Source organism: Simplicispira psychrophila DSM 11588, from assembly GCF_000688255.1.
GTDB lineage: Bacteria > Pseudomonadota > Gammaproteobacteria > Burkholderiales > Burkholderiaceae_C > Simplicispira > Simplicispira psychrophila.
Genome location: NZ_JHYS01000003.1, coordinates 205,565 through 219,238 on the forward strand (window position 1 = coordinate 205,565; position 13,674 = coordinate 219,238).

Consider the following 13,674-nt stretch of genomic DNA (forward strand, 5'->3'; position numbering starts at 1 on the left):
CACTGCATCTGTGTCTGGAATGGACTCCTATGCTATTTTGCATGATATTTATAAATTTGAGGCAAAAGCTGGCGCAACATATGATGTTTTTTCAACTAGCTATCTAGATCCTTTTTTATTAAGAATTTATGATAGCGCTGGAAATACAATTGTTGCCAATGATGAGGCGGATGATGGCCCTGATATGCTTTTAAGTGGTGCTTACTATTCCAATGATATCATTTGGAATTGGGTGGCACCTTACGATGGGACTTATTATGTTGCTGCAAATTGGCATCAAGGATCGTATAATAAGTTTTATGCCCTTAGTTTGTATGAAGATGTTGATACTATTCCAGTGCAGCAAACAACTTTTTTTGGCTCTGATATTAATGATAATTTCAATAGTTCAGCACGTAATGAGTTTTTCTATGGCTATGGAGGCGTAGATACTGTAAATTATACTGGCATGCGTTCTTCGTACACGCTAACTAAAAATTATGACTCTTGGACAGTTAGCTCAGTTTCTAATGGTGTCGATAAGATTTTTAATGTTGAGCGTTTGAAATTTGCTGATAAAATTATTGCTCTAGACATAGATGGTGTTGCAGGTCAGGCATATAGAATTTATCAGGCCGCATTTGACAGAAAGCCTGATAATGATGGTCTGCGTTATTGGATTTCTCAAATGGACAATGGAAAGACCCAGCAGCAAGTAGCAGATGGCTTTATTTCAAGTTCTGAATTTTCACAAAAATATGGATTAAATCCAAGTAATGCTGATTTTTTGACAAAAATTTACAATAATGTTCTTCATCGGGCACCTGATAAAGGTGGTTATGATTGGTGGTTGTCTAATTTGAATTCTGGTCAAAATACAAAAGCAGAAGTTTTATCTGGGTTTGCTGAGTCTCCAGAAAATCAAGCTGGCGTAATTGGTGTTATATCGAATGGTATTGAAATATTCCTTTGACATTTATGCGCTTTGCATCGCACCCTGAATGCCGGCCACGGGGTCAGAGCACGAGTTTTTTCCCGCAAGCGTCCAAAAATCGTGATCTGACCCCATGGCCTACAGCAGTGTGGTCATTTAGAATCAAAATTGATAGCTGCTAGCGCACGTATCTAAAGGGCTAACGACTCTTTATGGAGTACGAGGGCTTTGGGGGATGTTGGGCAACCTACGGAGCTTGCGCCAATGCAGCTTTGAATACCGATAAGGTATCTATAAGATATTCCTTTGCAGCTACCAAACCTACCCCGCCAGCGAGGCCCCTATGGCAAAAGAAGTACAGATGTCGATCAAGATGGAGTCTGTGCTGCGCGACCAGTTCATGGCCGCCGCAGCCCAGCGCCATCGTCCTGCGGCACAAATCATTCGCGACCTGATGCGCTTGGAATAATGGGGGTCAGAGTAACATTAACTGCATGCACCAAAGCTGAAAGCGTGTCGCTCAATACCCTGGTGCTGGGGTTGATCGAAATAAGAATAATGGGGGTCAGATTCCAATTAAATTGCTGGCGCGCTTTGCACCGCACCCTGAATTCCGGCCCCGAGGTCAGAGCACGAGTTTTTTGCCCGCAAGCGTCCAAAAATCGTGATCTGACCCCACGGCCTACAGCGGTGGCATTGCTTTTGGCCATTTAAACATCAAAATTAATAGCTTCTAGCGCACGTATCTAAAGGGCTAGAGGCTATTTTGATAATCAAATAGCCGCAGTAGTGCCCAACATGTTTTGTACCCAAAGCGGCAGAGCGTCGGTCAGTACCGTGGTAGCTGAAACGGTGCGAATGGCCACCAAGCGTGGGCCGTCTTCGGTTTCATCTACCGCGTCATATAGATAAGCCACATCAGCCAAGCGCACCGCCTGCGCGAGGTTGTGCATGGTGCGCGGGTAGCGCGCCAAGATACGTTCGGGTGGCACGGGGTGGCCGCCTTCACGCACGCGCTGCGCTACGCGGGTCAGCAATCGAGCGGGGTCGTCCAGCGCCACGATGTGCAGCGCGACGGTAAAGCCGTGGCTTTGCGCCTGCGCAATCAGAGCGAGTTTTGAGGGATGTGAGAACACTGTTTCGCTGGCGAAGGATATGCGTGCTGTCAGCAGTGCTGCGCGGCGGGCATCCGCCCAAGTGCGGGCGGTTTCGGAGCGCTCCTGCGCATCAGCAATGTGCTGGAGATGCGCGCTTTCGTGCAGGTCAGCATTCACGAATTCAAGCGGTGGCCCCAAGATGCCTTCGCGCACCAAGGCACGGTACAGCGTGGATTTACCCGCGCCATTCGGGCCGGCGAGCAGGTGAAACCAGATGGGCGCAGCCATCAGATTGAAGTCGTGCGTTCTTGGTTCTCACGTACCACTTCGCGCACGCGCTGTGCCAGCGAGCCGTTGGTCTGTGCGGCCAGCAGGCGAGCACTCAGGGCGTCAATCGACGCTGGGGCGGTGATTGGCTGATGGGGCGGGGCGGCTTCGTATTGCTCGATGGCCGCGCGCGCCTCTTGCACGCTCAAGCCGGTGTGCTCAACGATCTGGCCGAGCGTGGCCCAGTATTCAATTTGGCTGGCGACTGAGCGGCGCATGGGTTGCGCGGCTTGGCGGGCTTGCTCGACGAGGGTACTGGGAAGTTTGACGGATGCAAATGCGGTAGCGGCCATGGTTTTCTCCTGATTGGCGCATTTTGCGCCAATTGGCTTTGGTATAGCAGTGTAAATACATATTTGCGCTGTGTCTTTTGCTATTGAAAAAGTAGCTTCTAGCGCACGTATCTAAAGGGTTAGAGGCTATTTAGACTATAAAAATCAGGATTTATCGGCTTGGCCTGATACTGCTAACCGGCGCACCGTCAAGCCACAGCGCTGGGCCACCAACGCTGCGATGTGCTCAAGGACGGGATGGCTGTAACCCTGTGCCTGCCACGCCTCGCACTGCGTTTGTGCCAGCGTCGGCAGGCGTTGGGCGATATGCAGTATGCGTTTTTGACCTGTGCGGGCGACAGGCCAGCGTCCACGGCAAAGCACTCCCAGTGCGGCGCTTGCACTTCGGTGAAGCGGTATTTGCTGCCGATTTTCATGGCCATTTTGTCGGGCAGGCGCGGGTAAACAGCGGTGGCTAGCAGGTTGTACAGCGGCGCTAACACCGCGCCGCGTGGCGTGTAGAGCAGTGAGAAGTTTTTGCCGTGTGCGTCGTGGTTGCCGATCAGGGCGTTAAAAATCACTGCGTCCAGCAGTTGCAGCACCTGCGGCGTGCTGGGGCGGGTGGCACGGCGCAGCAGCGCAAAGCTTTGCGCCAAGTCAGGGCCGCCCTCGTTTTGGTATTTGATCTCTGGCGGCATGCCCAAGGCTTGGCAAAAATCTTCTTGGTGCAGGCGCTGTTTGGTGTCCTTCTGGCGGTCGTAGCGCTCGACCAGCAGATAGGGCCGATCGCCCACCTGCGCAATCGCCGTGGGGGCCACGTTCAACTGCAAGGTGCTGGCCAGTGCCATGCAAAAGCCTTCGTTAAAAACGCTGCCTTCAATGCCCAATGCGCTGGTCATCATTGGCTTGAGGATGTGGGTGCTGGGCGTACCAAAGCGGGGCAAGCCGATGCGAACGCCCCGAACGCCCTCTATCACTACCGGCAGTTTGTCTTGTGCGCCGGCCAGCGACAGGCGCATATCGGCGTCGCCCGCCAGCATCGGGCGCTGGGGCATTTCTTCAATCAGGCGCAGCAGTTCGGTGTCGTTTGACCAGCGCACGGCGTTGGGCACATCGGCGCTCGGTGGAGTTTGGCCCGGCTCCAGCAGGGCAAAGTCGTTTTGGCGCGAGATGTGCAGCGCTTGGGCGATGCGTTTGCGCTGCTCGCCCTCGGGCAGCAGTCCGGCAAAAAAAGGGCGGGTGGCACGGTCATCAAACCATTTGGCTTGCCGCGGTAGCGATTGGGACAGCGGCGTAGCAGCGTTGTGCGCCAGCCAATCCGGTGCGTAGCTAAAGCCCAAACGGCCATTGATTTGCACCAGCGTACCTACGGGGGAGTCAAACAACCACACCGTCAATTGACCCGGCATGTTCAGTCTCCTGCGGATGGGGGCAAGCCCTCCACTGCCAGTTCACCGCCCAAGGCGTGCAGTACGCGCAGGATGTGCGCTAGGCGCAGGGTCGGTTTGCCAGCTTCCAGCTCGACCATAAAGCGCACGCCGACACCGGCGGCCAGTGCCAATTGCGGCTGGGTTAGTCCCAAGCCTTTGCGGGCACGGCGCACCGCTTGGCCGAGTGCTTCGGGCGTGGGGATCGGGGTGTAGGCGGTAGACGCGGGAGCGGGCATATTAATTTCCTGATCGGGAATTATGTCGCCTTGTGCGGGGTTTTGCACATAAAAATTCCCGATAGGGAATTTTTATGTGCTGGCCTCGGGGTGAGAGCAGGCTGATACTGGACAGCAACTCGGTCAGCGTCACGCTGAAACGGCTGGATCAGAGCACGAGTTTTTTATCCGCAAGTATCTAAAAAATCGTGATCTGACCCCACGGCCTGCGGCGATGTTGTTGTGACTGTCCCGGTCTGGGGTCCTATATCCGTCCCATCAGCAGCAAAATCACCAGGATCAGCACCACCAGTCCGATGCCGCCACTGGGCCCATAGCCCCATGATTTGCTATGGCCCCAACTGGGCAGAGCGCCCACCAGGATCAGGATCAGGATGATTAAAAGAATCAAGGACAGCGACATAAAAATTTCTCCCGGAATGTAATAAAGAGATTGTTGTTTGTCGGCATGTTTCGTTGCGTCAGGTTTGCGGTAGCTGAGCGTGTCATCGTTTGCTGATGCATCGAGTCGGACAGAGCGCCGTGCAGGAACTGCTCAGAGGCCCAATAAGCTGACGTCGACGCCGGTGACAGCTTGCTTTGCGGGTGCTTGCGCCGTTTTTATGGAAAGCAGCAATCCAGTGCTGGTGCCAATACGGGCGATATCGAAATTTTTAAACCAGACAGTTTTCAGGCGCTAAAAATTGCAGTTAGCGCTTCGATGGGGGCTGGGATGCAAGCCCTGCAAGCGCAGCCACTTCTAATGCATGACTTTGCCTATAAGCGTCGCCCTGTGCACGCAGGGTGGACAGATGGTTTTCGATCATTGCAGGTGTCAGTAAAACACCCCACTCCTCTGTCGTATTTGTGCTTGCAAAGATGCGGTCGAGGATTTTATTGCCTAGCTCCGATTTGAAATGTCCTGCTTCCCAATACCACTGGGTCACTGATTTTCGATCACCTTTGAGAGGCACTGCCTCAGTGGAGTACTGGTTGAATCCACTGAAATCCCATAATTTAATCAATGATGACGAAGAATATTGTGATTCTGCTTCGACCATCTGCGTCACAGCGCGTTTCAAGTTTTCAAAATCTTGCCAGTGACCGGTAAAACGGATGCTTTCAAGAAAACGTGCATGATAAGGATAAATTACCAAATTGACTGATATGCCGTGCTGTCGACATAGGGTTAAAACCTGTTGCAGGTTTTTAAAGCGAGAAGAAGAAATTCCACTGTTATCAAAAATATTTTTTGGAAGTCGTTGGAGAATTTTTATGTTGGCTTGATCTTTGGCTTTAAATAAATTATTGTAACCTTCGTTTTTTGCCAATTTTTTATAATTTTGCATCGGATTGAATCCCTGTACGGTCAGGTTCGAAGCATAGGGATTATTTTGATTCAGAATGGTTTCTATCGAGTCTGTCAGGGTACTCAATGTGAATGTTGATTCGAAATAATCTTTAAATTTAATAGGCCATTTTTTATATTTTGACTGTGTATCAAAATTATTTAAAAGTCGGCTTTCTTTGTGCGGATTTTTTTGTATTGCATCATCCCTCTCCTTGTCAATCAAAAAATCTATCAGATCAATGCCTAAAATAAGCATTTTAGGCATGGATGCTGAATTATTTTCAGTATTAATAATGACATGTTGCAAGTAGTTTTCTGTGGTTGCAGTGCCCGTTCCAGGAAGTGCCAAATTGAGTACTGGCTTGGTGTCGGCCGGCCATGCAGCATATTCTGGATCAAAGCCCATTTCTGCACGAGAATTGCCTAATACCAGTCCTCCAGGTTGAGTACGCAAGGCTTGGTAGGCTTTTCCCATGGGGCCTTGGCTAGCAGCTGCAGGTTTTATTTTATTGAAGCCATCGATATCGATAAATCTAAACAAACCATAGGGGTCAATTATAAAATTGATTCCAGCCACCACGAGTAGAAGCATGCATGTCAAGGAAATCCAGGAGAAAAGGTAGTTCTTCATAAATTACCAAGGACTTAAAACTGGAAATACAAAAATTCACTTGGACGGGTCAGTGATAACAGTCCACCTGCAAAGACAAATGCCATGGTCAGCCCCCAGCGCCAATTGGCAGTCCAAGCCATTGCTGCGTTGTCATGGGCATCTTGGTCAAGGGCTGGTTTAAATTTTTGCATGATCTCCTGGCTGTTAGGCGCCAAAAAAATAATGGGTAAAAGCGCAATGATCCAAGTAAAGGTCATGGTGAATTCACGGCCGCCACCGGGGGTAAAAATAACTCCTTTTGTAGCAAGCCAGGGATAAATAAATCCTAAATGCAATGCTATGCCATCTGGAATACTTATTCCATTCATGCCCAGCATGGCCCGCACTATGGCAATTGCCGCATCTAAAGTGGTAGCGCGAAAGAAGATCCAGGCTAATACAACAACGAAAAAAGTTAGCGCAATGCCAAAAAATTGCCCCACTAACGACGTGCGTGAGGTGTCAAATCCAAATTTTTGCTTTATTTTCTGCCAACCTTGGTGAATGGCTAGATAAAAACCATGCAGGCAGCCCCAAATGACAAAGGTCCATCCTGCGCCATGCCAAAGACCGCCAAGAAACATAGTAGCCATCAGATTGATATAGCGGCGACTTTCTCCTTTTTTGTTTCCGCCCATCGGAATATAAATGTAATCGCGTAGAAAGCGAGAAAGTGTGATATGCCAGCGTCTCCAAAATTCTGAGATGTTAGCGGCTTTATAGGGTGAATTGAAGTTAATCGGCAAACGAACACCAATCATGTATGATAATCCAATGGCCATATCACAGTAACCTGAAAAATCAAAATAGAGCTGCAGTGTATAAGCCAGGGCACCGCCCCATCCTTGAAGAAATCCTATGGTGTCTCCTTGACTTGCAGCTAAAAAAACGGGCGACGCGTAGGGTGCTATGCCGTCTGCAAAAACAGTTTTTTTAAACAAACCAATTGCAAAAATAGTTAATCCAACTGTAAAATTATTAATATTAAATTGATAGATAGATTTATTTTTAAATTGCGGCATCATTTCTTTGTGATGAAGCACCGGACCGGCAATCAAGTGTGGATAGTAGGTAACAAATAAACTATAGTGAATAAAGTCAAATTCTTTGGCTTCACCACGCGCTGCATCTACCAGAAATGCAATTTGTGTAAATGTAAAAAAAGATATTCCAAGTGGCAATATGATGGTATCTATATAATAAGATGTGTGCAGAGTTTTATTTATATTCTCAACGAAGAAATTGGCATATTTAAAATAACTTAAAACAGCTAAATTGCAAAAAATTCCAAAAATAAGTAAAAATTTTCTTTTCTGAGATTTTATTTCGCTGTAATTGGCTATTGAGTAGCCAATAAAAAAATTAAATAAAATTGAGGCGGATAATAGTAGTACATAAATTGGATTCCACCAGGCATAAAAAATGACGGAAGCTGCGACTAGCCATATTTCACCAACTCTGTGATTTATCTTGCTTGCTAAGTAAAATATTACTAGCAGCAGGGGTAAAAAAATAAATATAAAATAGCCTGAATTGAAAAGCATTTTTTCTTATCAAAGTTGATGGATTGATAGCAAACGCAGTAGATGGAGTGTCTGTTCTGCAAAATTTTTATTTTTATATCCAGTGGTGTCTGTAATTTGTAAAAGACCCATAGCTAAACGTAATTATTTTATTTTGTCAATATGAGTTTATTGTTACAAACATATTAATATGTAATGTATGGCTGTGGGATGGTAAATAATTGCCTGGACTCCAAGCGCTGTCCGCTGTTCAGGGCGCGTAAGGCCATAACAGGGTGAGGGATCAATTCCAAATATTTGGCACGTGGCTTCGCGTGGACATCCAACGGCCCCAGAGCGCGTGCACCGGGTGCAAGCCACGCTGAAGCCGGTGCAAGCAGTCGGCTTTGCTCCAGCCGCGCATACACAGCTGCTGGCGCTGGACAGCTTGTTGGCGGTAATGCGGGAATTTCTAGGCGTGTACAGCCATGAGTCAGGCGACTTGCGTATGGCGGTGAAATACCTGTCACAGACGGTGGCTGCGAGCTGCCGTAACGCACTGTTCAAACGTGAGAGGTCAGTGGATCAGTGAACGAATTTTTTATTCGTAGCTGTCCAAAAAACAGCAGCGCGCCCGCTGACTTGGAGCGGTGTTTATTTCTGAGCTGCTGAAAGGCCCCAATAGCTATTAAAAAATAATAGCTACAACCGCACGCCAGTATTGGGCTGTGGGCTTTTTTAATACTTTTTTTATCAGCGCTGGGCTGTAGTGCTCTAGTGATCAGCCCAGCGTGGCGCCTAGATTCGCCCCATCAGTAGCAAGACGACCAGGATCAGCACCACCAGGCCGACGCCACCGCTCGGCCCGTAGCCCCAGGAACGGCTATATCCCCAGCTGGGCAGGGCACCCACCAGAATCAGGATCAGGACGATCAAAAGAATCAAGGACAGTGACATGGCAGTTTCTCCTGGGGTGATGGAGAGATTGTTGGGCGCTGTCCGGCTAGTTTGCGACAGGGGGTAGCCGCTGAACGTGTCAGCGTTTGCTGATGCCCAGGGTCGGACAGGGCGCCGCGCACGCCCTGCCATGTGCAAATGTGTGTGCCGGTGCCAGCGGCGCCCGAAAATGGCAAAACACTGATTGTCCTGCAGTCATGGCCGACCGGGTCTGGTTGGGTGATTGCGTCAGTGTGACGCGAGAGCGTTATTTTTGAGTTTGTCATCCTTCTTCGCTTGTTGGCACGCAACAGGCGAGTTGCAGGGAATTCCTGCGGATACTGGGAGGTAATATTTTGCTTACATCACTTTCCCCCTTTGCAACTCAGGAGTTCTACACCATGGACAGCAGCATTCACCATTTTTCAGAATTGTTTGCGCAGTTGGGCTTGCCCACGGACGATACGGCGATTGAGGCTTTTTTGCGCCAGCATTCCCCTTTGGCGGGAGATATCGAACTGGCAAATGCGCCTTTCTGGACATCGGCGCAGGCGGCTTTTCTGCGTGAGGAGTGGCGTGAGGATGCCGACTGGGCCGAGTTGGTGGATCAATTCAACTTGGCGTTGCGTGCGCCGGTCAAGAGTGGATCGTGATCTTGAATCCAGGCTCTGCGGCGGTGCTGTTTTCTGGCACTCCATAAAAAACCGGGATGCCTCACAAAACATCCTCGTCCAAGCCGGCGCGCGGGAACATGCTTTGTGTGAACTGTGCCGGATTGCGCGGGGCCGTGGCAGATGGTGCAGCGCTGGAAAAATATTTTTCACCCGGCGTCATGGGAGGCGGTGGACTGAAATGAGACACGACCCATGCAGACCGACAACATCCAGCCCATGGCCAGCGCGACCAGCACTGACGTGATCTCGGCGGTGCGCGTGGGCAGATAGCGCTGCGTCCACTCGCAGGCGAACGCGAGCAGTGCCGTGGAAAATGTCATGCCGGGCAGCCCGGCGCCGTGGCGCACCGTCGTGCTCCAGAGGATGGTGCCAAAGCACAGACCTTCAAATGCCCGTGCCGTGATCGCCGCCTGCACCGAGGTCTTCAGCGCCGACGCAAACGGCATCCAGTCCATGGCAGTTGGCGGGTTGCGCCATTGCCAGGGCCAGAGGGCATCTAGCACATAGGTGAACAAGGCCAGTCCAGCCATAGCCGTCCAGCGTTGCCCGGCTGGCCAAGTGTCGATCCAGCGCCACAGCAGAAAGCCGCCGACGATGCCGGCCACCACCGCCATGCCGGGCGATTGGCCCACGATGACGAACTTGCCCGCCAGCACGGCCAAAGCCACCAGCAGGGCCAGCGGGCGTGCATACAGTGCGAGTTGGGCAGTGCGCGCCAAGTGCGTGACGGCCGACAGGCCGATCACCGCCATGCCCAGGTGCAGCAGCATGCGCCGCGGTTGCCACGGATTCTGTTGCCACAGCGATTTGACGTTGTGTGCAACCGAAGAAACATCGAGCGTCGGAATCAGCGGATACAGCTCTGCCACTAGCCACAGTGCCAGCAGCACCAGGGCGAACCGATCTGCCTCGGCCCATTGTGGGTGCCGGTGCAGCAGCCGCGCCACGCGCCAGCCCGAGGCCAGGCCAGCGGCCCAGCCCAGCGTGTAACCGGCCAGGTTGAAGAGCACATCCGAGAGCGCCGGGGTGCGCGGCAGGTATTTCTGCAGCCACTGCAGGGTGCTGGCCAGCACCAGCGCCAGCACAAACCAAGTGGCGAAATGGCGGCCCTTGTGCGTATTCCCTTGGGCGGACCAGCCTAGCAAAGCGCCCAGCGGCAGGAACAGGATGACGTTCTCGATCAGGTCCATCAGGCCGATGGGACCGCACCAGATGAAGTCTTGCGGCGCCGAGAAGTTCCAGGTGAGCGGGTACAGCGAGCCATACACGATCAGTAGGCACAACAGGCCCAAGGCGACCCGGAAGCTTTTGGAACTGGCGTGGAGCGATGTCATGCGTGCCTCTGATGCCTGAATCAGATATCACACCACATTTGTTTGCCAAGCTATAGCTCAGCGCTTTCCGGCGGGTTTTTACTATAAATAAAAGAGCTGTGAGCGCTTGGTACACAAGCGCTGGCAGCTCTTTTGGCTTCAAATGTCTCGGGTGTGAAAGCGTCAAGCCATCAATGTGCGCCGCTGGCTTCGGCGGCTGCGCCGGCACCCGCGTTGGCCGGGCGCTGGGTGAACCAGATCAGGCCGATCAACGCCAGAAACAGGTAAGCCGAGCCGAGGAAAATATCGTCCACAGCGCGTGTGTAGGCCTGCTGGTCGATCAGGCGGTTGACCTGTGCCAGTGCCTGCTCCATCGACAAGCCACTGTTGGTCAGGCCGTTCAGCGTTTGGGCAAATACGCCCTGGCCTTGCACCATCCCTTCCGTCAGGTGGGCGTGGTGCAGGGCGGCGCGGCTCTCCCACAGGGTGGTGGAAATGGACACGCCCATGGCTCCGGCTGTGATGCGGGTGAAGTTGCTCAGGCCCGCGGCGGCCGGGATGTGTTCGGGTGACAGGCCCGACAGGGTGATGGTGGTCAGCGGAATGAAGAAAAACGCCATCGCCGCGCCCTGGATCACCGTGGGGATGAGCACCGAGACAAAGTCGGTCTCGGTGGTGAACTGCGCGCGCATCCACAGCACCAGCGCAAACACGATGAAGGCGCCGGTTGCCATGCGGCGTGGGTCCCAGCTGCCGACTTTGCGGCCAACGATGGGTGTCAGCAAAATCGCAAACAGCCCTACCGGCGCCAGCGCCATGCCGGCGGAAGTGGCGGTGTAGCCCATCCACTGTTGTAGCCACAGCGGCAACAGCACCACGTTGCCAAAAAACAGCGCGTAGGCAATCGACAGCGACAACGCGCCAAAGGCGAAGTTGCGCCTCTTGAATAGGCGTAAATCGACCACTGGGTGCTTGTCGGTCAGCTCCCAGACGATAAATACCGCCAGCGCGACGACCGCCACCACCGCCAGGGCGATGATTTCTGGCGAAGAAAACCAATCCAGCTCCTTGCCCTTGTCCAGCATCAGTTGCAGCGCACCGACCCACAGCACCAGCAGCGTCAGGCCGATGGTGTCGATGGGCAGCTTGCGCGTCGGTGTTTCGCGTTTTTGATAGATGGCCCAGGTGAAGCCGGCCGCCAGCAGGCCGATAGGCACGTTGATGTAAAAAATCCATGGCCAGGAGATGTTGTCGGTGATCCAACCGCCCAGCAGCGGCCCGACGACCGGCGCCACCAGTGTGGTCACGCCCCACAGCGCCAGCGCGGTGCCAGCCAGTGCGCGCGGAAAGCTCGACAGCAGCAGGGTTTGCGACAATGGAATCATCGGCCCCGCCACCAAGCCTTGCAACACGCGAAAGAACACCAGCATTTCCAGCGATGAGGCAAAGCCGCACAGCCACGACGTGAGGACGAACAACAGCACGCTCATGCTGAACAGGCGCACCGCGCCAAAGCGCTGCGTCAGCCAGCCGGTCAGCGGCACTGAGATGGCGTTGGCGACGCCAAAGCTGGTAATCACCCACGTCCCTTGGCCGGGGCTGACGCCCAGGTCGCCGGCAATGGCGGGAATGGACACGTTGGCAATCGACGAATCGAGCACGTTCATAAATGTCGCCAACGACAGCGCCAGCGTACCCAGCAGCAGCGTGCTGCCGCTGAGGGGCTCGGGCGGAATGTAGGCGGCGGGAGCAGCGGGGGCAGTCATGTGGGAGCGTTCAATGGCTCAACGCCTTGTTGCGCCCCAGGTTGGCGGCGATGATGGTTTGCACCTGCGCATCGGCGGCGTGCAGTTGCGCGTCAAACACCTCGGTGGCCTGGGGCGGCGTGGTGCTGGGGGTATCGGACAACATCTTGCCGTCCTGCTGGCGGATGTCCACCGACACGTCCATCGACAGGCCCACGCGCAGCGGGTGCTCGGCCACTTCCTTGGGGTCGAGCGCGATGCGCACCGGCACACGCTGCACCACCTTGATCCAGTTGCCGGTGGCGTTTTGCGCCGGCAGCAGCGCAAAGGCTGCGCCCGTACCAGCGCCCAGACCGGTCACGGTGCCGTGGAACAGCACCTGGCTGCCATAGACATCGGCCTGGAGGGTGGCGCTTTGGCCGATGCGCAGGTTTTGCAGCTGGCTTTCCTTGAAATTGGCATCGACCCACAGATCGCTGAGCGCTACCACCGTCATCAGCGGTGCGCCGGCGGCTACGCGCTGGCCCAGTTGCACGCCGCGCTTGGCGATGGTTCCGGAGATGGGGGCCTTGAGCTGCGTGCGCTCCAGTGCCAGCCAAGCTTCGCGCACGCGGGCGGCGGCGCGCTGCACATTGGGGTGGTCTTCGGGGCTGGTGCCTTCGGTCTGCGTCTGGCTGGCGACCAGCTGCTCCTGGGTGGCCAGTACGGCCGATTGGGCGGCGGTCACGGCGCTTTTGGCGGCGGTCAGCTGCGCCGTGGCGTGCTGGAATTCTTCCTTGCCGACGGCGCCGGTGGCCAGCAGCGGGCTGCGCCGGTTGACGTCTTCTTGGGTGCGGGTGGCTTCGGCCTGGGCGCGTGCCAAGTCAGCTTGGCGCAGGCTGACCTGGGCTTTGAGCGGGGCGTTGTTGGCAAACAGCGTGCGCACTTCGCGCACCGTCTGGGCCAGTTGTGCATGGGCTTGTTCCAGCGCCACGCGGGCATCGGCCGAGTCCAGCGTGACCAGCATCTGACCAGCGCGCACGAAGTCAGTGTCGTTGACGCCGATTGCCACCACGGTGCCACCTATCTGTGGCGTGATCTGCACCACATTGCCGCTGGCGTAGGCGTTGTCGGTCGTTTCAAAGTGGCGAGTGTTCATCCAGTGCCAGCCACCCCAGGCCAGGCCGCCCAGGACGACGAGGGCTGCTATCACGGTCAGGCCGCGCCGGCGTGCGGTGTTGTGTTCGTGTGAGTTCAGTTCGCTCATG

Annotated in this window: 14 protein-coding genes; 3 read left to right on the top strand and 11 right to left on the bottom strand. The window is 53.8% G+C overall.

From position 1 onward, the window contains the following. Positions 1–19: 19 nt before the first annotated feature. Together Q390_RS19365 and Q390_RS20485 are read left to right on the top strand one after the other, a co-directional pair. Entirely contained in the window at positions 20–952 is a 933-nt protein-coding gene (locus Q390_RS19365) for a DUF4214 domain-containing protein (RefSeq protein WP_084153778.1), read from the top strand. A 304-nt stretch (positions 953–1,256) separates the two neighbouring features. Then, a complete protein-coding gene (locus Q390_RS20485; RefSeq protein WP_281174772.1) occupies positions 1,257–1,382 on the top strand; it encodes a hypothetical protein in 126 nt (41 codons plus the stop codon). Between the two features lie 304 nt (positions 1,383–1,686). Here the strand turns inward: Q390_RS20485 and Q390_RS0104840 are convergent, their stop codons facing one another. The 8 genes from Q390_RS0104840 to Q390_RS19375 all read right to left on the bottom strand — a co-directional run bounded on the left by Q390_RS0104840 (position 1,687) and on the right by Q390_RS19375 (position 8,716). Beyond that, entirely contained in the window at positions 1,687–2,301 is a 615-nt protein-coding gene (locus tag Q390_RS0104840) for an ATPase (protein WP_027995053.1), read from the bottom strand. Continuing rightward, the gene (locus tag Q390_RS0104845; RefSeq protein WP_027995054.1) at positions 2,298–2,630 is read right to left on the bottom strand and encodes a TA system antitoxin ParD family protein; all 333 of its coding nucleotides are present in this window, start codon (positions 2,628–2,630) and stop codon (positions 2,298–2,300) included. The genes Q390_RS0104840 and Q390_RS0104845 overlap by 4 nt, the downstream gene beginning before the upstream one ends. Positions 2,631–2,818: 188 nt before the next feature. Next, on the bottom strand, positions 2,819–4,018 hold the full coding sequence (locus Q390_RS17560; protein WP_211250414.1) for a type II toxin-antitoxin system HipA family toxin: 1,200 nt from the start codon (positions 4,016–4,018) through the stop codon (positions 2,819–2,821). Positions 4,019–4,020: 2 nt separating this feature from the next. After that, positions 4,021–4,275: a helix-turn-helix transcriptional regulator gene (locus Q390_RS0104855; protein ID WP_037472232.1), complete on the bottom strand. Its 255-nt coding sequence runs from the start codon at positions 4,273–4,275 to the stop codon at positions 4,021–4,023. Between the two features lie 244 nt (positions 4,276–4,519). Beyond that, the gene (locus Q390_RS19370) at positions 4,520–4,678 is read right to left on the bottom strand and encodes a DUF3309 family protein (RefSeq protein WP_084153779.1); all 159 of its coding nucleotides are present in this window, start codon (positions 4,676–4,678) and stop codon (positions 4,520–4,522) included. Between the two features lie 286 nt (positions 4,679–4,964). Beyond that, entirely contained in the window at positions 4,965–6,197 is a 1,233-nt protein-coding gene (locus Q390_RS19865; protein WP_156949827.1) for a hypothetical protein, read from the bottom strand. A 53-nt stretch (positions 6,198–6,250) separates the two neighbouring features. Next, positions 6,251–7,801: an MBOAT family O-acyltransferase gene (locus tag Q390_RS17565; RefSeq protein WP_037472176.1), complete on the bottom strand. Its 1,551-nt coding sequence runs from the start codon at positions 7,799–7,801 to the stop codon at positions 6,251–6,253. A 756-nt stretch (positions 7,802–8,557) separates the two neighbouring features. Further along, complete coding sequence (locus Q390_RS19375) at positions 8,558–8,716, bottom strand: DUF3309 family protein (RefSeq protein ID WP_084153780.1); 159 nt, start codon at positions 8,714–8,716, stop codon at positions 8,558–8,560. Positions 8,717–9,096: 380 nt separating this feature from the next. On the opposite strand from Q390_RS19375, the gene Q390_RS0104880 reads away from it, so the two are divergent. Next, positions 9,097–9,348 carry a DUF2789 domain-containing protein gene (locus tag Q390_RS0104880; RefSeq protein WP_027995058.1) on the top strand — a complete coding sequence of 84 codons (252 nt, stop codon included), beginning with the start codon at positions 9,097–9,099 and terminating at the stop codon, positions 9,346–9,348. A 167-nt stretch (positions 9,349–9,515) separates the two neighbouring features. On the opposite strand, the gene Q390_RS0104890 is transcribed toward Q390_RS0104880, so the two are convergent. The 3 genes from Q390_RS0104890 to Q390_RS17570 all read right to left on the bottom strand — a co-directional run bounded on the left by Q390_RS0104890 (position 9,516) and on the right by Q390_RS17570 (position 13,673). After that, positions 9,516–10,703 carry a VanZ family protein gene (locus Q390_RS0104890; protein ID WP_027995059.1) on the bottom strand — a complete coding sequence of 396 codons (1,188 nt, stop codon included), beginning with the start codon at positions 10,701–10,703 and terminating at the stop codon, positions 9,516–9,518. 170 nt (positions 10,704–10,873) lie between these two features. Continuing rightward, a complete protein-coding gene (locus Q390_RS0104895) occupies positions 10,874–12,448 on the bottom strand; it encodes a DHA2 family efflux MFS transporter permease subunit (RefSeq protein WP_037472178.1) in 1,575 nt (524 codons plus the stop codon). Positions 12,449–12,458: 10 nt separating this feature from the next. After that, a complete protein-coding gene (locus tag Q390_RS17570; RefSeq protein ID WP_084153781.1) occupies positions 12,459–13,673 on the bottom strand; it encodes an HlyD/EmrA/EmrK family protein in 1,215 nt (404 codons plus the stop codon). Position 13,674: the final 1 nt, after the last annotated feature.